The 19,889-nt window shown below is 64.9% G+C and carries 17 protein-coding genes; 9 read left to right on the top strand and 8 right to left on the bottom strand.

Going from position 1 to position 19,889, the window contains the following annotated elements; genetic code table 11:
* Positions 1-51 precede the first annotated feature (51 nt).
* Positions 52-1,110 (top strand): tRNA (adenosine(37)-N6)-threonylcarbamoyltransferase complex transferase subunit TsaD, encoded by a 1,059-nt coding sequence (gene tsaD / locus ACWCOO_RS02735; protein ID WP_446831439.1) that lies wholly within the window; start codon positions 52-54, stop codon positions 1,108-1,110.
* 13 nt (positions 1,111-1,123) lie between these two features.
* Here the strand turns inward: tsaD and ACWCOO_RS02730 are convergent, their stop codons facing one another.
* Positions 1,124-1,861, bottom strand: coding sequence for a pteridine reductase (locus tag ACWCOO_RS02730; RefSeq protein WP_446831438.1), 738 nt, complete (start codon positions 1,859-1,861; stop codon positions 1,124-1,126).
* 51 nt (positions 1,862-1,912) lie between these two features.
* On the opposite strand from ACWCOO_RS02730, the gene ACWCOO_RS02725 reads away from it, so the two are divergent.
* From ACWCOO_RS02725 to ACWCOO_RS02700, 6 genes are all read left to right on the top strand, one after another.
* Entirely contained in the window at positions 1,913-3,202 is a 1,290-nt protein-coding gene (locus ACWCOO_RS02725) for a class I SAM-dependent methyltransferase (protein WP_446831437.1), read from the top strand.
* Between the two features lie 116 nt (positions 3,203-3,318).
* Positions 3,319-4,383: a hypothetical protein gene (locus ACWCOO_RS02720; protein WP_446831436.1), complete on the top strand. Its 1,065-nt coding sequence runs from the start codon at positions 3,319-3,321 to the stop codon at positions 4,381-4,383.
* On the top strand, positions 4,380-4,955 hold the full coding sequence (locus ACWCOO_RS02715; RefSeq protein ID WP_446831435.1) for a hypothetical protein: 576 nt from the start codon (positions 4,380-4,382) through the stop codon (positions 4,953-4,955). Before ACWCOO_RS02720 ends, ACWCOO_RS02715 begins: the two co-directional genes overlap by 4 nt.
* A 51-nt stretch (positions 4,956-5,006) precedes the next feature.
* On the top strand, positions 5,007-6,128 hold the full coding sequence (gene ald / locus ACWCOO_RS02710; RefSeq protein WP_446831434.1) for an alanine dehydrogenase: 1,122 nt from the start codon (positions 5,007-5,009) through the stop codon (positions 6,126-6,128).
* Positions 6,129-6,153: 25 nt separating this feature from the next.
* Positions 6,154-6,513 carry a hypothetical protein gene (locus ACWCOO_RS02705; RefSeq protein ID WP_446831433.1) on the top strand — a complete coding sequence of 120 codons (360 nt, stop codon included), beginning with the start codon at positions 6,154-6,156 and terminating at the stop codon, positions 6,511-6,513.
* Entirely contained in the window at positions 6,500-7,702 is a 1,203-nt protein-coding gene (locus ACWCOO_RS02700) for a methyltransferase domain-containing protein (RefSeq protein ID WP_446831432.1), read from the top strand. Before ACWCOO_RS02705 ends, ACWCOO_RS02700 begins: the two co-directional genes overlap by 14 nt.
* A gap of 54 nt (positions 7,703-7,756) precedes the next feature.
* On the opposite strand, the gene ACWCOO_RS02695 is transcribed toward ACWCOO_RS02700, so the two are convergent.
* Positions 7,757-10,201, bottom strand: a complete 2,445-nt coding sequence (locus tag ACWCOO_RS02695) for a TonB-dependent receptor (protein WP_446831431.1) — start codon at positions 10,199-10,201, stop codon at positions 7,757-7,759.
* A 220-nt stretch (positions 10,202-10,421) separates the two neighbouring features.
* On the opposite strand from ACWCOO_RS02695, the gene ACWCOO_RS02690 reads away from it, so the two are divergent.
* Positions 10,422-11,462 (top strand): phosphotransferase enzyme family protein, encoded by a 1,041-nt coding sequence (locus tag ACWCOO_RS02690; RefSeq protein ID WP_446831430.1) that lies wholly within the window; start codon positions 10,422-10,424, stop codon positions 11,460-11,462.
* A gap of 23 nt (positions 11,463-11,485) precedes the next feature.
* Here the strand turns inward: ACWCOO_RS02690 and ACWCOO_RS02685 are convergent, their stop codons facing one another.
* Entirely contained in the window at positions 11,486-13,846 is a 2,361-nt protein-coding gene (locus tag ACWCOO_RS02685) for a TonB-dependent receptor (RefSeq protein ID WP_446831429.1), read from the bottom strand.
* A 261-nt stretch (positions 13,847-14,107) separates the two neighbouring features.
* Here ACWCOO_RS02685 and ACWCOO_RS02680 point away from each other — a divergent pair, with 261 nt between their 5' ends.
* Complete coding sequence (locus ACWCOO_RS02680; RefSeq protein WP_446831428.1) at positions 14,108-15,100, top strand: XdhC family protein; 993 nt, start codon at positions 14,108-14,110, stop codon at positions 15,098-15,100.
* 58 nt (positions 15,101-15,158) lie between these two features.
* Here ACWCOO_RS02680 and ACWCOO_RS02675 read toward each other — a convergent pair whose 3' ends face one another.
* From ACWCOO_RS02675 to pdhA, 5 genes are read right to left on the bottom strand one after another with little or no spacing between them, the layout of a single operon-like run.
* Entirely contained in the window at positions 15,159-15,680 is a 522-nt protein-coding gene (locus tag ACWCOO_RS02675; RefSeq protein WP_446831427.1) for a gamma carbonic anhydrase family protein, read from the bottom strand.
* Positions 15,677-16,369, bottom strand: a complete 693-nt coding sequence (gpmA, locus tag ACWCOO_RS02670) for a 2,3-diphosphoglycerate-dependent phosphoglycerate mutase (RefSeq protein WP_446831983.1) — start codon at positions 16,367-16,369, stop codon at positions 15,677-15,679. Before gpmA ends, ACWCOO_RS02675 begins: the two co-directional genes overlap by 4 nt.
* Before the next feature lie 8 nt (positions 16,370-16,377).
* Positions 16,378-17,742, bottom strand: coding sequence for a dihydrolipoamide acetyltransferase family protein (locus ACWCOO_RS02665; RefSeq protein ID WP_446831426.1), 1,365 nt, complete (start codon positions 17,740-17,742; stop codon positions 16,378-16,380).
* Positions 17,743-17,796: 54 nt separating this feature from the next.
* Positions 17,797-18,774 (bottom strand): alpha-ketoacid dehydrogenase subunit beta, encoded by a 978-nt coding sequence (locus ACWCOO_RS02660; protein WP_446831425.1) that lies wholly within the window; start codon positions 18,772-18,774, stop codon positions 17,797-17,799.
* Positions 18,774-19,853 (bottom strand): pyruvate dehydrogenase (acetyl-transferring) E1 component subunit alpha, encoded by a 1,080-nt coding sequence (gene pdhA / locus ACWCOO_RS02655; protein WP_446831424.1) that lies wholly within the window; start codon positions 19,851-19,853, stop codon positions 18,774-18,776. The genes ACWCOO_RS02660 and pdhA overlap by 1 nt, the downstream gene beginning before the upstream one ends.
* Between the last annotated feature and the right edge of the window lie 36 nt (positions 19,854-19,889).

Here is a 19,889-nt window from a genome sequence, read left to right as displayed (position 1 = left end):
TCTCCGCGGCGCGCGCCAACCAACACGAGACAGGACCTAAAATTCTCCATAGTGCGCGTTCTGGGCATTGAAACGAGTTGCGACGAAACCGGCGTGGCGATTTACGACAGCCGCCGGGGCTTGCTGGCGCATCGATTGTATAGCCAGGCGAGTCAGCACGCCGCGTTCGGGGGCGTGGTGCCCGAATTGGCTTCCCGCGACCACCTGCGCCGGCTGGCCGTGCTCAGCGAGCAGGCGTTGGCGGATGCAGAGCTCGCAAGGACGGACTTGAGTGGCGTGGCCTGCACGGCTGGCCCCGGGCTGATCGGCGCCCTGTTGGCCGGGCTTGCTTTCGCGCACGGACTGGCACGCGCACTGGGGGTGCCGATAATCGGCGTCCATCACATGGAAGCCCACCTGCTGGCGCCGCTGCTGGAGGGCGAGGCGCCGGATTTCCCCTACCTGGCGCTGCTGGTGTCGGGCGGGCACAGTCTGCTGGTGGATGTGCGCGGCTTTGGCGAATACGCGGTGCTTGGCCAATCGCTGGACGACGCTGCCGGCGAGGCGTTCGACAAGGGCGCCAAGCTGCTGGGGCTCGGCTATCCGGGCGGTCCGGCGATCGCGAAACTGGCGGAAAAAGGCGAACCGGGCCGTTTCCGGCTACCCACGCCGATGCGCCACCGCAAGAGCCTTGATTTCAGCTTTTCGGGACTCAAGACGGCACTGCTCTACAAACTGCGCGACCTGGAAGCTCAAGGACCGCTCGACACCGGCCAGAGCGCCTCGCTGGCGCTGGCGCTGGAAACAGCGATCGTGGAATCGCTGTTGGACCGGACCACGCGGGCGCTGCACCAGACAGGCCACGCAAGCCTGGTGGTGGCGGGCGGCGTGGGCGCCAATAAGAGGTTGCGGCGCAGACTGAAGGAGCGCTGCGACGCGAGCGGTGTGGGCCTCTACTACCCGCGGGCCGAATATTGCACCGACAACGGCGCGATGATCGCGCTTACCGGCTGCTTGCGCCTGGCCGGAGGCAGCGCTGCCGCCGCGGCCCCCGAACCCCGCCCCCGCTGGGACTTGAGCGAAGTGTCGCCGTTCTCGCCCGATCTTGCGCACGGGCGGGCCGCAGCCTGACGCTCAACACGAATTACCAGCCGATGCTGCGACCGCCGTCCACGGCAATGATCTGACCGGTCACGAAAGGCGCGTCGCAAACCACGAACCGCAGCAGGCGCGCCACATCTTCGGGCGTGCCAGCCCGGCCCAGCGGCGTCCTGGCCAAGATCGCCCGCTTGACGTTGTCCGGGGGCATGGGTTCGGCCCACATCACCATCCCGGGCGCAATGCCGTTCACGCGCACTTCGGGGGCCAGCTCCCCCGCAAGGCTGCGGGTCAGCGCCACCAGGCCAGCCTTGGCCATGCAATAGACCGGATAGCCCCTCAAGGGGTTGCGCGCATGAATGTCCACCATGTTGACGATTGCCCCGCGCGCGGCCTTCAGCGCCGGCGCCAGCGCCTGACTCAGGAATAACGGCGCCTTGAGGTTGCTGCCCACCAGACTCCGCCAATCGCTCTCGCTTATTTCGCCGACCGCGGTGGGATAAAAAGTCGAGGCGTTGTTGACCAGGCAATCGAGACGACCGGTGCGCTCCAGCGTTTGCTCGGCGAGCTGCTTGCAGGCGCCGGCCTCGAGCAGGTCGGCCTGCAGGGCAAAAGCCGAATCGCTGCGCTGGGCGTTGAGCTGCGCCACCAGCGCCTCCGCGTCGTCGGTGGAGCGGTTGCAGTGAATGGCCAAATCAAAACCGGCGGCATGTAATTCCGCGGCGATGACCGCCCCCACCCGCCGCGCACCGCCGGTAACCAGCGCGAATTTCTGCGTGTTCATGGCGGTATTGTCCACCTTTCGCGGCCAGGCGCGGCATTATATGCAGGGTCTGTGAGCAGCTTCCCAACGCATCACGAAATGCCGCCGCGGCATATCGCCGACGCCTTGCGCGAGGCCGACGGCTGGCTGCGCTTCGACCGCTACATGGAGCTGGCGCTCTACCACCCCGAGCAAGGCTTCTACGGCGCCGGCCGCGCCCGCATCGGCGGCGGCGGCGATTTCGATACCGCCCCGGAAACATCGGCACTCTACGGGCGCGCTGTGGCGGGCCAGTGCGCAGAAATCCTTGCCGCCTGCAACGGCGGCGACATCGTCGAACTGGGGCCGGGCAGCGGGCGCCTGGCGGAAACCCTGCTCGAAGAGCTCGGACGGCTGGGCCAGTTGCCGCGCCGCTACCTGCTGGTCGAACGCGCGCCGGGAATGCGCGCGCAGCAGCGCAGGCGCTTGCTGCGCGCGCATCCCAAGCTGGCCGAGCGGATCGAATTTGCCGACAACCTCGCCGGGCAGCGCGTGCGCGGAGTCATCCTGGCCAACGAAGTAATCGACGCCCTGCCCTGCCGCTGCTTCAAGCGCGCTGCGGACGGTTGGCTGGAGCGCGGCGTGGGACTCGACGCGGGGCGCCTCGGCTGGCAGGACCGGCCCGCCGACGCGGCCCTGCGGCGGGCCCTGGACGAACTGGAAGCCGACCTGGGCGGCCCGTTGCCGGCCGGGTATTGCTCGGAAATCCGCCTCAACCTCGACGCTTTCATGCACGAACTGGCCACGGCGCTGGTGGAAGGCCTGATCCTGCTGGCCGATTACGGGCTTTCACGCAGCGAGCTCTACCTGGCCGAACGCCACAGCGGAACGCTGGGCTGCCACGCGAACCAGCAATGGCACGACGATCCTTTCCGGCGTCCGGGGCACGAGGACATCGGCGCCTGGGTGGACTTCACAGCGCTCAGGCGCAGCGCCGAAGCCGCCGGTCTGGATGCGGTGGGCTTCACGACCCAGGCCCAGTTCCTGCTGGCCGGCGGCATCCTGAACCTGGCCGGCTCACCGCCCGCGCCCGAAGAGGCGGCGGCCTTGCGCCGCTTGCTGCTGCCGGGAGGCATGGGCGAGGCCTTCAAATTCTTGGGGCTAGCGCCCAGGAACACGGACTTGGTTGAGCACCGCGAAGAGGCATTGCCTGCGCGGGCTGACGACGCGCAACGAGAGAGCAATGCCCCGCCTGCTCCGGCCTCCGCCGGTCGCCCCGCGCAGGCCCCGCCATCACCCAGCGGCTTCGCCGGCCGCGACCTATTGGCGTCGCTTGAGTCCCGTGGCGGGCATGCGTCCGCCCCGCAAGCGGTGACCGCATGATGCCCCGGCAGATGCAGATCCTGCTCTGAACGGATGCGCGGCGTAATTGTGCTTATACTCGGGGCTATGGTCCGACGCGTTGCGTATATCGATAGCCGAACGCTGGAGAAAAACACATGAAGAAAGCACTGGGCGCAATTGGCGTGATACTGGGCATACTGGTGCTGGCGGGCGCCGCCGCGATGGGTCGCATGAATGCCTTTACCGAGGTGGAGGAAGCGCTTCCGTTTGCCTGCGAAACCGTCCTGTTGCCCGGCAGCGCCGAAGATATTGTTATCGACCGCCAGCGCGGCGTGGCCTATCTCTCGGTGCTCGACCGCCGCGCGCTCACCGTCAACCGCAACGTGCGCGGGATCATCTTCGCCCTGGACCTCGAAGCCAACCCGGTCGGCATGTCGCTGGCGCTGGCGCAAACGCCGGGGCACCTGCATCCGCACGGAATGAGCCTTTACCAGGACGCCGACGGCACTACCCGCCTGTTCGTGATCAATCACCCGCTGGAGCGCGGCGGGGAAGACCCGGAGCAGGTGGAAATATACGAGCGGCGCGAGGACGGCTTGCTGCATCACCTGCGCTCCGTGACCAGCGATTTGCTCAATAGCCCCAACGATCTCCAGGCTCTGGGCCCCGAGCAGTTCGTGGCAGTGAACGATACCGGTGCGACCACCGGCTTCCAGCGGCTGCAGGAATTTCTGTTCGGCGCCGGTCTGGCGAAGGCCGTTCACTTCGACGGGCAGTCCATGCAGGTAGCCGCCGAGCGGCTGGCCGGCGGCGCCGGGATCGCCTACGCCGACGGGCGGATCGTGATTGCCGAAACCCAGGGCAAGCGCCTGCGTTTCATGACCCTGGACGCCGACGGCCGGCTCAGCGAGGAGTCGAGAGTGTCCATGCCGGGATTCCCCGACAACATAGACGCCGACGCCGACGGCATGCTGTGGGTGGCCGAACACCCCAACGGCATGGCGCTGGGCCGCCACTTCGGCGACGCCGAGTATCCGGCGCCCAGCCGTTTCTATCGCATTGCGGCCGACGGTACGGGTCTTGAGCTGGTCGCTGCCGATTCGGGACGCCGCCACTCCGCCGGCAGCGTAGCCGCCCGTTACCGGGACAAGCTGCTATTGGGGTCGATCACCGAACCGCGAGTGCTGGTGTGCCAATTACCGGGAGGGATGAGCCCATGAACAACGATTCCCAGCAGAGCGTGCGCGAAGAGCGCATGCGCATGTCGCGGGTGCGGCGGGTGCTCGGCATGGCGCTCGAAGGCGAGGCGCCGGTCGAGGACCCCATACCTGTGTACCTGGCCAGCGCAGACTACCTGGAGCACTCCCTGAATCGCCTGCACGCCCAGGACCATCGCCTCTGGGAGCGACTGGATCCTCATGCGGGGCCGGATGACTTGGAGTTTCGGGAGAAACTCGACCATCTCAAAGCGCGTCTGGCCGCCAGCGAAAACGCGCTGGCCGGGCTGGTGCGAGCCCGCGACGCCTTGCGCGCAGATGGCGCCCCGCAACGGGCCGCGTTCGAGCACGAAGCGCGCTCGTTCCTGGACGTTTTCCTGAACATTCTTGCCGCCAGCCGGCATTCGACGCTGGCCGAGGAGGAAGAAAAGTTCGCCAGAGCCGACTGGGAATACGTAGCAGACAGTACCGCTGCGGCCTCGGCGCGCGAATTGCGCCTGTTCGAGCAAGTCGAGGCAGCGGCCCCCGGAGTAATGGATTCGCTGCCGCCGGCAGCGCCCCCTCCCGGCCATTAGCCGGAGCCAGACACGGCGCCCGACAACGCCTTCCAGCGTTAGAATTGGGCCATGCTGATCGGCGTGCCCAAGGAAATCAAGCCCGATGAACACCGGGTGGGCCTGAGCCTGAGCAGCGCCCGCGAACTGATCGAAAGCGGCCACCAGGTGCTGTTGGAAACCGGAGCCGCATACGGAATCCGCCGCACGGACGACGAGTACCGCGCCCTGGGCGCCCAAATCGCCGACAGCGCCGAGGATGTGTTCGCCAAGGCAGACATGATCGTTAAGATCAAGGAGCCGCAGCCGAGCGAATGCCGGATGCTGCGCGAGGGCCAGATACTTTTCACCTACCTGCACCTGGCGCCAAACCCGGAACAGGCGCGGATGCTGATGGAATCGGGAGTTACCGCCATCGCCTACGAAACGGTCACCGACAGGTTCGGACGGCTGCCGCTGCTGGCGCCGATGAGCGAAGTGGCCGGGCGCATGGCGGTGCAGGCCGGCGCGCGCTGCCTGGAAACGGAAATGGGCGGCTGCGGCAAGCTGCTGGGCGGCGTTCCCGGAGTGCTGGCTGCCAATGTGGTAGTTCTGGGCGGCGGCGTGGTCGGCACCAACGCGCTGCGCATAGCAGTGGGCATGGAGGCGCGCGTAGTGGTACTCGACAAGTCGCTGGCGCGGCTGCGCGAGCTGGACATGCAACTGGGCGCGCGACTCAATACCATGTACTCCACGCGCTCGTCTATCGAGGAATACGTGGAACAAGCAGACTTGGTGATCGGCGCGGTGCTGGTTCCGGGCGCCGCTACTCCGCAGCTCGTATCGAAGGAGATGGTGGCGCGCATGGCAGCCGGGTCGGTCCTGGTGGATGTGGCCATCGACCAGGGCGGCACATCCGAGACCAGTCGGCCCACCACCCACTCCGCTCCCACGTTCATTCACAACGATGTAGTGCATTACTGCGTGGCCAACATGCCGGGCGTGGTGCCGCGCACGTCCACGCTGGCGTTGAACAACGCCACGCTGCCATTCACCCTGGCGCTGGCCAACAAGGGCTGGCGGCAGGCGCTGCGCGAGGATGAGGGCCTGATGGCGGGACTCAACATTCACGCTGGCCGGGTTACCAATGCCGCCGTGGCCGAGGCGCTGGACCATTCGTTCACGCCGCCGCAAGACGCGCTCGCGATCCACTAGACCTGTTTTTTCGGAAAGACCAACTATGCCTACAAATACCCAACCCGACCAACGGCCCCGGCGCGCGCTGGGCAAACGACCGGCGTTTTACGGCGATGAACGCCTGGACATGCTGTTCGCGATGCTTACCGCCCTGCTGGGCGAAGTGAGCGTTATTCGAGAGCGGCTAGACACCCACGAACGGCTGCTGGAAAAAGCCGGCCTGTTCGGCAAGGACACCGTGGACGCATGGCTGCCCGACGCCGCGGCGGAAGCCGAGCGGGGACCTATCCGCCAGCGGCTGATGGGACGGGTGTTACGCTACCTTGAGGAAGACATGGAACCCGCAGCGGCCGGCGGTGAACTCGACCGCATTTCAAAGGAGGTTCAACATGGTGATGTTTGAAGCAGACGGCGTACGCCAGGAGACCATGCGCAGCGACGTGTATCCGCGTCACGGCATGATGGCTGGCGCTACCCACGACGAGCTGGCGGCGCAGAAGTACTTTCTTGGCCTGCGCGCCTATGCCAACGGGCGGCTGATGGCGCAATGCGTCGAGGCCTGCAACGAGCAACTTATGCCGGAGATGGGCGAGCGCGACCCGGAGGCCGAAGAGGACCGCACGGAGGTGCTGCGCAAGGCCGAAGAAATGCCCATATTCCAGAATTGGGGCGCGCTGCTGCGCACCTCCCAGGAACTGATGTGGGACTACGTGGCCGACACGGTGGACCGGCAACTCGACGAACTCGAAGACAAGTTCCGCGCGATCGAGAACCCGGTGGGCAGCCTGACCCTGCATCCGGAAATTCCGAACCCGGCGTACCTGACCCTAGTGGATCAGCACATTCAGCCGGGCGGCTATCTGCACGACGCCGGTGGCGACGATGTGCGCGCCGGGGCGATCTACGACCGCGGCGCTGTGCTCTATGGCCTGGGCCGCGCCGGCGGGCTCAACGACATGCGCGGCCACACACTCTGCGCCTTCATCCAGGACGGGTTCCCGGAAATGCAGCCCAAGCGGATCCTGGACCTGGGCTGTGGCGTGGGTCACGGCACCCTGGCGCTTACCGACCTGTTTCCGGATGCCGAAGTGCATGCCGTAGATATTGGCGGCGCCTTGCTGCGCTATGCCCACGCCCGCGCCGAGTCGCTGGGCAAGCCGGTGCACTTCCACCAGCAGGACGCGCGCGCGTTGAAATTCGAGGACGCCAGCTTCGACATGGTCACGTCTGAAATCCTGTTCCACGAAACTTCGCGCACCGGAATGCCGGCCATCCTGAAGGAAGCCTTCCGGGTGCTGAAGCCGGGAGGCGCGATGTGCAACCTCGAAGTGCCGCTACGCTACAAGGGCATGGACATGGGCGCGGTGGTGGTGCGCGACTGGCAGAACTACTACAACGCCGAACCCTTCTGGGGCTCGCTGGGCACGGTGGACATGGAAAAAGCCATGCATGATGCCGGCTTCACGCGCGTCGTGATGGGGTTTCAGCCGCGCACCAACGATTTCCAGGGCGAACGCGGCAAGCTGACGGACAAGGATCCGAGCATGGGTATGCTCTCGCACTGGCTGGTGTTCGGCGGCCACAAGGAGTAGCTCGCCGGCCCAACAAGGGGAGGGAAAACCCTCCCCTTGTTCAGAAAGCTCAGATCAGAAGCTGGCCTTCACCTTGAGGCCTACCTCGCGCTTGCGGGGCAGCGGCGCAAAGGTCTTGCGGTGCGGCAGTCCGAAGATGCTCGTGGTGCCACCCGCCGTGGTGTAGCTCAAGTCGTTCGTCAGGTTGGTGCCGTATAGCTCAACCGCGAAGACGTCGCTGATGTCCGCGTGCAGCCGGGCGTTGATCTTCCAGTATCCATCGACCGAGTTGTAGTTGAAGTTGTCGATGTAGAACTGACCCTGGTAGATCCCGTCCACCCTGAGCCAGGCGCCGTTCGCGAAGCCCACCAACTCATCGAGCTGGAGCGTGGCAGACAGGCTGCCGGTCCATTCCGGAACGTAGCGGGGCCGACCGCCAACCGAGGAGATCTGCTGTCCGATGGCCAACGTGGGAGGCGGAGCGAGCACCGCCGTGGCCACCGATCCGGTGCCGGCGAAGTCGGTGAACTCCACATCATTGAAGGAAAAGCCGCCGCTCACGCTCAGCCATTCGCTGGGCGTTACCTCAAACTCCACATCAATGCCGGTGGTTTCCGAATCGCCGGCCAGATTGGCCGCTACGAACAGCGGCGCCGGGCTCAACTCGAAGAAGGTCTGGTTTTCCCAATCCATGAAATAGACCGCCACCGCATAGCTCAACCAGCCGCCCACGCGCTGTTTCACGCCGACTTCAAACGCCGAGAGCGTCTGCTTGGGGGTAAAGATGCCGAGCGGCACTTCGACCATGGTGGCTTGCGAATAGTCGGTGGCGTTGGTAAAGATGCCCTGCAGGTTGCTGTTGGAGAAGTGCCCGTAGAAATTCATGTTCTCGTTGGGCTGCCAGGAAATGATCAGGCGCGGCATGAAGGCGCTGTATTGTTGTTCGAGGTTCTCCAACGGCGCCGGATCGATGCCCTGGGCGATCGAGATGCCGTCGTAGAGGATGGTCTGCGTATCGCGGTTCCAGCGTCCTTCCAGCGACACGGTCCACTGCTCCGTAAGCTGATATTCGACGGAACCGAATACACCGAAGTTGTCGCCATCCTGGAAATTGAGATTGTTGGTGGCGCCGAAGCTGCTGAAGTCCGTCAGGCGATTGTCCTGCGCGTAGTAACTGGCCCCAACCACGTAGTTGATACGCTCCTGGGGCTGCGGCGCGTAGCGAACCTCGGCATAGGTATCGCGCACCCAACTGGCCTGCGCGGAAAGCCAAGGATCCGCCGAATTCGCAAACACGAACAAGGTTGGCGTTCCGAAATTGTTGTCGAAGATGCGCCAGCTTGTGGACTCGCCGCGCGCGAATTGCGCGCTCACCACGCCTTCATTGGCCAACTCGTATTCTGCCGACAGATCAGCCCGCCACAGCTCGTAGGTGTTGCCCAGACCATCCGGAGGATCAACGATGCCGAAACTGCGCAACTCCGGCGGCAAGTTCTGGACGAACGACCACGGGTTGGAAAACTGGAACAAAGGCGTGCCTGCCGTAATCTTGCCGGCAGCCGACAAATTGGGCTCCACGGCATCCCAATCGGGCGCGTTGCCGCAAAACAGGTTCCTCGGCGATTGCGAGAGGTCGGTGCTGAAACTGCCGGCGTTGGCGCCGCTTCCCACGGCGCGAATCGTGCCCGAGTAGGTCCGGTTGCAGCTACCCGCCGCCACCGGCGCATTCTGGGACTGCAGCGCCATGGTGTCGTCGGAGTCCACGTAGAAGCCGGACACCTGGAAGCTCAGGGCGTCGGAAACCTCGAAGGTGGCCAATCCGGTAACGGCGGTGTTGTTCTGCTCGCCGATCGGATCGCCGTTATCGAACTGGAAATCTCCGCCCACCTTCTGCTGCATGAAGGCAAATCGAACGCCGGCCCGTTCGCTGATCGGTCCGCCCACGGCGGCGGTGAAGTTGTAGCTGGTATCGTCCGAACCGGAGTAGGACAGCGACGCCTTGCCGCCGAATTCCTCGCCGGGCCCCGCCGGGATGTAGTTCACCGCGCCGGCAAAGGTATTACGCCCGAAGAACGCGGTTTGCGGCCCCTTCAGCACCTCGATCCGCTCCAGGTCGATAAGCGGCAGGATGCCGGCGCCATCGGAAATATAGCCGCCCTTCCAGAACACCGCGCCGGCGCGCGAAGCGGGGCTGCCCTGCTGCACGCTCAGACCGCGGAAACGGATGTTGGGATTGTGCCGCCCGCCGGTGCCGCCCGGACCCACGTTCTGAAAGGCGAAGCCCGGCGTGACACTGGAAACGTCCTCCAGCGTGTTCATACCCAAGTTGTCGAGGTCGTCCTGCGAGAACGCAGACACGGAAATCGGGATTTCGAGCACCGACTCGCTGCGTTTGCGCGCGGTCACCACGATCTCTTCGAGTTCGCCGTCCTGGGGCACGGCGTCCTGAATACCCATCAGGGCTGCCGCCAGCCCGACAAAGGCGCCGCCAAAAAGACGGCGGAAACTACGGTAGGTCATGCACAAGCCCTCCCAAGCTCTGCTGATTCGGCAAATTCCCCGGAAGGCCCAAGGATCGCGCCGCACAGGAAGACGGAGTATATGTGCTGGCGCCACAGAGTCAAAACCCGGCAGTTCCGGCAGCGACCCCAAGGCCGGGCCAAGGCTCGGTTATATTGGCGGCGTTTTTTTCGGATGCCTTTCGTTGAAGCGGACTGATCCACCAGGGGAGCCGGCGCCCATGCCGTCGGAACAAGACAGCAGCAATGCCGAAGCGGCGACGGCCGAACGGGTGCTGGCGTACTACGGCATAAGCGCTGCAGCGCTTGATTTCATGGATCACGGTCTGATCAATCGCACCTGGCAGGTGCGCGCCCACGACGGAAGCTGTTACGCGCTGCAGCGGCTAAGTCCCATTCTGGGGGCCGAAATCCATGGCGACATCGAAGCCGTAACAGCGCATATCGCCGCCCAGGGCATGCCTACGCCGCGTCTGCTGCGCAACCTGCAGGGGGGCCTTTATATAGAGCGGGAAGACGGTATCTGGCGAATGCTGACCTGGCTGGAGGGGGAGTTCCACAATCGGCTCGAAAACGCGAGCCAAGCCGAGCAGGCCGGAGCGCTGCTGGCGCGCTTCCACGGCGCACTGACCGACTTCAACCAGCCCTTCGCCAGCCGCCGCCGACCGATTCACGAGCCGGCGCGACGCTTCGCTGCTCTGGACGAGGCGCTGACCCGACACCAGGATCATCCCTTGCGCGAAGACGCCCAGGCCTTGCGCCAGCGCGTGATGGAAATCGTGTCCACCCTGCCGCCGGCGCCGAAAACACCGCCGCGCGTTGTGCATGGCGACCCCAAGATCAATAACATGCTTTTCACGCCCGCGGGCGAAGGGCTGGCGATGGTCGATCTCGACTCGCTGGGCCGCTTGCGCCTGCCCTACGAATTGGGCGACGCCTTCCGCTCCTGGTGCAACCCTGCCGGCGAGGACAGCGCCCGCACCGAGTTCTCCGCCGAGCTGTTTCGCGCGGCGCGCGGCGCCTACCTCGACGTGGCTGACTTCATCACCGCAGCGGAGAGAAAGGGCCTGGTGGACGCCACGCTCTGGATCACGCTCGAACTCACCGCCCGCTTTACCGCCGACATACTCGACGATCGCTACTTCGGCTGGGACCCGCAACGTTTCGCCTCGCGCGCCGAACACAACCGCCTGCGCGCGCGGGGCCAGCTTAGCCTGGCCGAATCCCTGCTCGCGCTGCGCCCGTCCCTGCAAGGCGACTGATGCCGCCCCGCACTGCTCCCGCGCTAAAAGCGCAAGGTTCCGCGGATGCCGATGGCGCGCTTGTACGGGAGCCCGGACACGAAAGCTCTCTGGAAATTGTCCAGATCCGTGTTGATCGCCACGTAGGTGTAGGTGTCGTCATCGAACAGGTTCGTGGCATAGGCTTCGACGCGGTAGCTTTCAGCCTCCACGCCGAAACGCAAGTTCACGAGGTTCCGGTTGCCGGTGTCGAATACGTTCGCTTCTGTGGCGTACTTGGTGGATTCGTACAGGTATTCCCCGCGCACAAACCCCTCCATGCGACCGCCAAACACGGGCTGGGTGTAGGTGGCCGTGGCCGACCCCGTGAATTCCGGGGTCAGAAACGTCTGGTTGCCCAAGTGGTCGCGGTTGGACGCCGTGGCGCCATTGCTTACGCAAAGATTGCAGATGCCTTCCACATACTCGGTGTAGTTGCGGGCAAACGCACCCGTCAGCATCCATCGCTCCGTTGCCTGGAAGCGGGCCTCGATTTCGATGCCGTTCATATCGAGCAGGCCGACATTGGTCAGAATGCCGACAGGTGACTCGAGCCCGGTTTCGTCGTCGATGAACAAACCTATCTGCTGAACCTGCTGATCCTTTATCTCGCCCCAATAGCCGACCAGCGAACCCTGCAGCCGTCCGTCCAGCAGTGTGCCCTTCACGCCCACCTCGTACTGGTCCAGCGTCTCCGGAGCCACGTCCAGCTTCGCGCCGGAGTTCTGTTCCAGGCTGGCGGCCTCGGCGGGCGACAGGGTAACCACGATGGAGTTGAATGTGCCGGGACGAAATCCGCGTGCATAGTTGGCGAACAACATGAAGTCATTGGCGGTCCGGTACTGGATAGTTGCCCGCCCTCCGACGTCCTTGAATTCCGCCGACAGGCCGCCGGATTCCACATTCACCTCGTCGTTCTGATAGCGCGCTTCCGCGCTCACGGTGAGCCTCTCGGTGAAGTCGTAATAGACGCCTCCGAACCCACCCAAGGTAGAGGTGTCGAGAACAGGGCGGCAAGTAAACCCGCGCGGCGCAAAAAACACCCCGGCCACGCAGGAAGCGACGTCCTCGCTTTCCACCACGTTGGCGCCCGCGGTCCAGCGCAAGCGCCCTTCGCCTCCCGACGACAGCCGCGCCTCGTGCGAGGAATTCTTCGACCATCGCTCCACGAGGAAAGTATCGGCAAGCCCGGAAACGGATTGCCTGGGCAGCGTGTTCTCGTCGCTCACGATCATGGACTTGGTTTCGTTGAAGCCGCTTATCCAATCCAGGCTCATGCCGCCGGGCAACTCCGCCGCAGCCGTGAAAGTGGCGCCCGCAATGCGCTTGGCCAGTCCCATACTCTCGATAAACACACCCTCGTCGTCGATCTGCCTCGACGAGGAATCCGAAAACAGCGAGTACGCCTCGATAACGTCCCGCACGTAGTTGCCGTTGCTCAAATAGTCAGGCGCAAACGCGTCGTTGTGGCCCACCAGGGACTCGGCGACGCTTGCATCGGGCGGCAAGCCGCAGCGGTAGGTGATCGTTCCATTGCCGTCCGAATCGCAATTCGCGAAACTGCTCGGGAAACGAAACGAGGGTTGCGGCCCGTCCTCGATCTCGATATCTTCGAGGCGCAGCTTGAAGCGCAGCGTGTCGGTGGGGGTGGCCAGGAATGTCGCCACCAGCGACCGAGTGTCTTCGTCGCCGATCTCGCGCGCGCCGTTACGGTTGTTTACCCAGTGACCTCCCTTCCGGTTGCTGCGTCCGGATAGACGGAACGCCAAGCGGTCCGCAACAATGGGCCCTTCCACGGAAAGTTGCAGGTCCGCAGTGCCGAATCGATCGACATCCAGGCCCAGCGAGCCGCCGAATTCCTCGCCGGGGTCCTTGGTAACAAGATTGACGGCGCCGGAGAAAGTGTTGCGTCCGAAGTAGGCCGACTGCGGCCCGCGCAGCACTTCCACGCGCACCACATCCACAAAGCTGCCGACCTCGCCGCCGAACACGGGCGCGCCGTCGATAAAGAACAGCGCCGCGACCGACGAGCTTGAAACCGCGTTGATGTTCAGCCCGCGGATGATGATGTTCGGCACGCCGCGGTCGGCGCGGTTGGCGGTGGCGTTCTGGTATGTCAGCCCGGGCGTGAACAGCGACATGTCCACGAAGTTCTTCAGGTTGGATATGTTCAGCTCGGCCTCGGAAAACGCCGATACCGCGAAGGGGATGTCCGTCAGGGCCTCCTCGCGTTTTCGCGCCGTAACCACGATTTCCTCAAGCGCCACTCCCTGCGCCAGCGCCCTGGATTCGGGCAGCAGCAGGCCTGCGGACAGCGCAGCGCCAAGCACCCAGAAGGCAGTGCGATTTTGTGTCTTGAACATCATGACCTCCTCATTACCGTCCCGCGACCTTTCATCGCGGACTTCCGAGTATTGCACAGATCAGCGACTGGGCGCCCCAAGAGTGCGGGTTACTCGAAAAATATTCCATATGTGGAATCGAGAAAAGTGTTTGAATTCGCCTGGGACCAAGCGCACAATACAATTCCGCCTCGCAGTTCCGCACCTGGCGAGCATTCCGCGTGACGGGCCTGCCCATGCCAAACCATGAAGCCTTGAAGAATTCACGAATAGGGCGCTGAAGACATGGCGCTGAAGCACTTGGTCGAGACGTTCCGGGAATGGCGGGCAGCCAATGACCGGCTAGTGCTGGGGACGGTCTATCAAACGGCCGGTTCAACCTATTCGAAGGCGGGCTCGCGGGTGCTCATCGACGGCCAGGGCAACTACCAGGGGCTGGTGAGCGGCGGCTGCCTGGAGGGCGATCTGGCCGAACACGCAGCCGCCGTTCTGACGAGCGGAGAACCGCGCTCCGTTTGCTACGACATGCGCGGGGAGCACGACGAGCTGTTCGGCACCGGAGTGGGCTGCGAAGGAATGCTGAAGGTGCTGCTGCAGCCGCTTTCCGGCGACGGCACGGAACCCTGGGCGCCATTGACCCGCATGTCGGACCTGGCAATGAGCGGGAAAGCGGCGCGCTGCGCCGTGGTGGTGGAAGGCAGCGAGCAACTGATCGGCCGCACCACGTTCGGCGATGAAGTGCCGGCAGAACTGGCTCCCGGGCTGCACCGACTGCACGACCCGGACCGGCAGTTGCTGGTGCATGTGCTGCACCCGGTACCCCGGCTGCTGGTGCTGGGCGCCGGCGTGGACGCCGCGCCGGTGGTGGACTTCGCCGAACGGCTGGGCTGGCGAGTTACCGTCTGCGACCACCGCCCTTCCTACCTTGAAAGAGGCGACCTCGGCGCGGCGGAACAAGTCATCGAAGTGCGCCCCGAACAGTTGGCCGAGCGCGTGAATCTCGGCGGTTGGAGCGCCTGCGTGGTGATGAGCCACAATCTCGCGGCAGACCGCTCCTATCTGGCCGCGCTGGCGAACCAGCGCATCCCCTGGGTTGGCGTGCTCGGCCCCAAGGCTCGCCGCAAACGTCTGCTGGAAGACCTGGGCGAGGGCGCCGGAGACCTGCGCGAGAAACTGCGTGGGCCGGTGGGCCTGGATATCGGCGCCAGCGACCCGGCGTCCATCGCGCTCTCGATCATGGCTGAGCTGACGGCCTCCCATGCCGAGCGCAGCGCCTGACTCGCGGCGCAAAGCCCTCTCTCGCCCGGAATTCCCGAAACGGATTCGATCCGCGGGCCTAAGCGTCCAAGTCCCGTAGCTGGTCGCGAAAGCGACGCGCGTTGCGCACGTAGATGTCGGCTCCGCGAGCCACCTCCGCCCGCTCGGCGTCGGACAGCAGGCGCACCTGGCGCCCAGGCACGCCCACGATCAGACTGCCAGGCGCAAACTCGCGGCCCTCTGGAATCAACGCGCCGGCCGCCACCAGGCTATTGGCGCCGATGCGCGAGCCGTTCATCAGAATCGCGCCCATGCCGATGGTAGAGCCCGATTCCACTGTGCAGCCGTGCAGGATTACCCGGTGTCCGACGGTCACATCCTCGCCTACCGTGGTGGGATAGCCCATGTCGGTGTGCGCCACTGCTCCGTCCTGTATGTTGCTGCGCGCGCCAATCACTATGGGCTCGTTGTCGCCGCGCAGCACGGCGCCGAACCAGACGCTGCTGTCCTCGCCGAGCGTCACGGCGCCAATCACGATTGCGTCGGCAGCAACGAACAACGCCTTCGAGAGCGGCTCACGCTCGCCCAGCGCATACATCATCGCGCAGCTCCCAGGCGCTGGTGGGGCTGAGCCCGCATGCCGGGCCCGAATTGGTAGAGCAGCGGCTGCCCGGTGGGAATCTCCAGCTTCACGATGTCCTCGTCGGAGATGTTCTCCAGCAGCTTCGCCAGCGCCCGCAGGCTATTGCCATGGGCCGCCACCAGCGTACACCGACCGGCACGGATATCCGGCGCAATGCGCTGTTTCCAATACGGCTGCACCCGTTCCAGCGTGTCCCGAAGCGATTCGCAGGCCGGCGGCGATTCGATATCCGCGTAGCGCGAGTCGTGGCGCGGGTGGCGCGGATCGGCAGGCGCCAGCGCGGGCGGCGGCGTGGAATAGGAACGGCGCCAGACCTGCACCTGCTCGGCGCCGTGCTTCGCGATGGTCTCGGCCTTGTTCAAGCCTTGCAGCGCGCCATAGTGGCGTTCGTTCAAACGCCAACTGGCGTGCACCTGAATGGCGCCGGCATCCAGTTCCTCAAGCATCAGCTTGAGCGTTCGCGCCGCGCGCGTCAGCACCGAGGTATGCGCCAAATCGGGAATCAGCCCGGCTTTCTTCAGCAAACGCCCGGCGCGGCGGGCCTCTGCCTCGCCGTCGGCGGTAAGACCGACATCCGTCCAGCCGGTAAAACGGTTTTCGCGGTTCCACACGCTCTCGCCGTGCCGGCACAGGATCAGCCGGCCCAAAGGGGACTTCACGAGGCCTGCTTGAGGTCCGCCAGCACGGCGCTCAGGAAACGCGAGGCTTCGGCGCCCGCCACGCAGCGATGATCGAAGGTGAGCGAAAGCGGCAGCATGCGCCGAATGGCGATCATGCCATCCACCGCCACCACTTCGTCGCGGGCCGCCCCGCTGCCCAGGATGGCCACCGTGGGCGGCACCATGAGCGGCGTTGCATAGCGCGACGAACCGCCGGCGATATTCGATAGCGTAATCGTGTAACCACGTACCTCGGCGGGCTTGAGCGCGCGCTCCATGCCGGCCTGCTTGAGCCGCGCCACTTCGTCGCGCAACTGCCCAAGGCTCAGCGCCTGGGCATTGCGGATCGTGGCCACGATCAGGCCGTGAGGCGTATGCATGGCCAGACCCATGTGCACATGCTCGGCCAGGGACAGCACGCCCGTGTCCGCGTTGAACAGGCCGTTCAGGCACGGTTCCGCCCGACAGCCGGCCACCATGGCGCGAATCAGCCGCGGCGTGTAGTCGCGGGGCGACTCCCAGTCGTGGATGTCGGCGTCATCCATCACGGTGCATAGCGCCACTTCGCTGCGCGCAGCGCTCATGCTCTTGAACATGACCCGGCGCGGACCGGCGAGCTTTTCCTCGGCGCCGGGTTGGGGGCCGGAAGCGGAACGGGCGGAAACGCCGGTGTCTTGTTGGGTTTGCGGGCCGACAGCGCCGGATGCTCCGGCATCCGCGGGGGAATCGGAAGCTCCACTTTCCGGATGCGGGCTCGTTCGGGCTTCTTCTCCGGCTCTTGCTACATCCTTGGCAGTGATCCGCCCTCCTGGACCGGAACCTTGCACCTGCGCCAGATCGACACCGAGTTCCCGCGCCAGCGCCCGCACCGAAGGCGCGGCCTTGGCCCGCTGCTTGGGTGGCGCCGCCGGAGATGCCTGCGTGGTGTCGCTCAGTACCACCCCGCTGGCCGGCAGCTCGCCCACCACGCCCGGTGGCTGCTCCACGCTGCCCGGTTCGTCAGTCGCAGCGGTTTCTTCAGCATCGTCCGCTTCGCCAGCGTCGCCCTCGGCGGCAGCGGATGACTGGCCGGCTTTCGCTGTGCCGCCGGTGGCTGTTGACTCGTCAGCATCTGCGCTGTCATCAACCCCGGTGTCGAAGCGCGCCAGCACCTCGCCCACGGGGATCACATCGCCCGGCTCTCCATGCACGGACAATACGCGGCCCGATACCGGCGAAGGCACCTCGACCACGGCCTTGTCGGTCTCCACCGACACCAGCGGCTGGTCCAGCCGGACGCGGTCATCGGCGCTTACGTGCCATTCGACGATTTCGGCCTCGGTCAACCCCTCGCCCAGATCGGGTAACTTGAACTCTTTCATCCCGCTTTCCCTGGAGCATTGCCCGCTGCTGTTGTGCGAAGAAGCGGCAAGCGGCTAGCTCTCCATGTTTTCCTTTACGGTGTCCTTGATGCGCTGCACACTGGGAATATAGCCGTATTCCATGCGCGCCAGCGGCGGCACCGCATCGTAACCCGCCACTCGCGCCACCGGCGCTTCCAGGCTGTAGAGGCCTTCGGACGCCAGGATGGCGGCAATCTCCGCGCCTACGCCGCCGCTCATTGCCGCTTCATGCACGATTACCGCACGGCCGGTGCGCGCCACCGATTCCAGAATCGTATCCTTGTCGAGCGGGCTGACCGTAGCCACATCGATCACTTCGCAATCAACACCTTCATCGGCCAGCTCGCCAGCGGCATTCCATGTCTCCAGCGCCGAAGCGCCCCAGGAGATGAGCGTCAGATCCGTGCCCGGACGAGTCACGAAAGCGCGATCCAGCGGCAGGCCTTCGCCATTGTCGGGCACTTCCTGGCGAAACGCGCGATAGATGCGCTTGGGCTCCAGGAACACCACCGGATCGGGATCGCGGATAGCGGAAAGCAGCAACCCGTAGGCTCGCGCGGGCGAGGAGGGAATCACCACCCGCACACCCGGCATATGCGCAAACAGCGCCTCGGTGCTCTCGGAGTGGTGCTCGGGCGCGTGGATGCCGGTTCCGAACGGCGCCCGCAGCACCATCGGGCAGGTCAGCCGCCCGCGGGTGCGGTTGCGCAGCCGGCTGGCGTGACTGATGATCTGGTCCAGCGCGGGATATATGAAGCCCATGAACTGGATTTCCGGCACCGGTTTGAGGCCCTGCGAGGCCATGCCCACCGAAAGCCCGGCAATCATCGCCTCGGCCAGCGGCGTGTCGAACACCCGCTCGACGCCGAAGCGCTCCTGCAGGCCAATGGTGGCCCGAAACACGCCGCCGTTCACGCCCACATCCTCGCCGAACACCACCACCGAGTCGTCATGCGCCATTTCCCAGGCCAGGGCCTGGTTGACAGCTTCGACCAGCGTCAGATGGGCCATCAGTCGTGACTGGGAACCGGATACTTGCGGGCGATCTCGCGTTGCGCCTCAAGCATGGCGGGCATATTGCCGAACTGATGCGCGAAGATGTCTTCGATTTGCGGCTTCGGCATCCGCAAATAGGCATCCACCTCGGCTTCCACTTCCGCTTCGATTTCTTCGTGCAGCGCCGTTTCCTGCTCTTCGGTCCAGCCGAAGTTTGCTTCCATCAAACGCCGCATCCGCTTCAGAGGTTCACGGTCGCGGGCCTCCTGCACTTCGCTGTCCTCACGGTAACGGGAGGCGTCATCGGCCGTGGTGTGGTCCCCAAGCCGGTAGCTCAAAGCTTCGATCAGCGACGGGCCGCCTCCGGAACGCGCCCTGCGCATGGCTTGATCCGCCTGCCGACGCACTGCGATCAGGTCGTTGCCGTCCACCTGCTCGCCCGGCAAGCCGGCGGCAATCGCCTTTTGCGCCAGCGTGCCCGCCGCCGTCTGGCCCGTCACCGGCATGGAGATTGCGTAGCGGTTGTTGGTAACGACGAACACCACCGGTAAATGCAGGGCGCCGGCGGCGTTAAGCGCTTCGTAAAACGCGCCCTCGGAGGTGGCGCCGTCTCCGCACAGGGCCACGGCGCAGTTTTCCTGGCCGCGCATCTTAAGCGCGAACGCCGCCCCGGCCGCATGCAGGCACTGCGTGGCGATAGGCACACAATACGGGAAATCGTGGCGCGCGCCATCCCAATCGTGCCCGCGCTCGTCACCGCCCCATACGGCCAGGAGCTGGCTCATGCGAACGCCGCGCCAGATTACAACGCCATGTTCGCGATACGAAGGAGCCAGCACATCGTCCGGACGCATCGCCGCAGCCACACCGATCTGCGCGGCTTCGTGACCATGACTTGAGGCAATGGTGCCCACCTGACCGGTGCGTTGCAGGTTGATGCAGCGTCGATCGAAAATCCGCGTGAGCTGCATGAATCGATACATGCGCGTCATTTGTTCCGCATCGGCCGCGAATTCCGGCAACTCTCTCTGGGTTTTGCCGTGTTCGTCCAGGAACTGCGTGTACTTGATCTCGAACTTGGCTACTACGGTCATGCGACAACTCGATTGGAGGGTGCGAAGTATATCGCG

The sequence above is a fragment of the Candidatus Foliamicus sp. genome, assembly GCF_965221325.1.
Taxonomy (GTDB): domain Bacteria; phylum Pseudomonadota; class Gammaproteobacteria; order Steroidobacterales; family Foliamicaceae; genus Foliamicus.
This window is presented reverse-complemented; position numbering and strand designations above follow the sequence as displayed.

Bases quoted from the DNA above. Each gene is read 5' to 3' on its own strand.
- ACWCOO_RS02730 (WP_446831438.1), bottom strand. From the start codon at position 1,861: ATGAACACGCAGAAATTCGCGCTGGTTACCGGCGGTGCGCGGCGGGTG.
- ACWCOO_RS02720 (WP_446831436.1), top strand. From the start codon at position 3,319: ATGAAGAAAGCACTGGGCGCAATTGGCGTGATACTGGGCATACTGGTG.
- ACWCOO_RS02715 (WP_446831435.1), top strand. From the start codon at position 4,380: ATGAACAACGATTCCCAGCAGAGCGTGCGCGAAGAGCGCATGCGCATG.
- ald (WP_446831434.1), top strand. From the start codon at position 5,007: ATGCTGATCGGCGTGCCCAAGGAAATCAAGCCCGATGAACACCGGGTG.
- ACWCOO_RS02705 (WP_446831433.1), top strand. From the start codon at position 6,154: ATGCCTACAAATACCCAACCCGACCAACGGCCCCGGCGCGCGCTGGGC.
- ACWCOO_RS02700 (WP_446831432.1), top strand. From the start codon at position 6,500: ATGGTGATGTTTGAAGCAGACGGCGTACGCCAGGAGACCATGCGCAGC.
- ACWCOO_RS02695 (WP_446831431.1), bottom strand. From the start codon at position 10,201: ATGACCTACCGTAGTTTCCGCCGTCTTTTTGGCGGCGCCTTTGTCGGG.
- ACWCOO_RS02690 (WP_446831430.1), top strand. From the start codon at position 10,422: ATGCCGTCGGAACAAGACAGCAGCAATGCCGAAGCGGCGACGGCCGAA.
- ACWCOO_RS02685 (WP_446831429.1), bottom strand. From the start codon at position 13,846: ATGATGTTCAAGACACAAAATCGCACTGCCTTCTGGGTGCTTGGCGCT.
- ACWCOO_RS02680 (WP_446831428.1), top strand. From the start codon at position 14,108: ATGGCGCTGAAGCACTTGGTCGAGACGTTCCGGGAATGGCGGGCAGCC.
- ACWCOO_RS02675 (WP_446831427.1), bottom strand. From the start codon at position 15,680: ATGATGTATGCGCTGGGCGAGCGTGAGCCGCTCTCGAAGGCGTTGTTC.
- ACWCOO_RS02665 (WP_446831426.1), bottom strand. From the start codon at position 17,742: ATGAAAGAGTTCAAGTTACCCGATCTGGGCGAGGGGTTGACCGAGGCC.
- ACWCOO_RS02660 (WP_446831425.1), bottom strand. From the start codon at position 18,774: ATGGCCCATCTGACGCTGGTCGAAGCTGTCAACCAGGCCCTGGCCTGG.
- pdhA (WP_446831424.1), bottom strand. From the start codon at position 19,853: ATGACCGTAGTAGCCAAGTTCGAGATCAAGTACACGCAGTTCCTGGAC.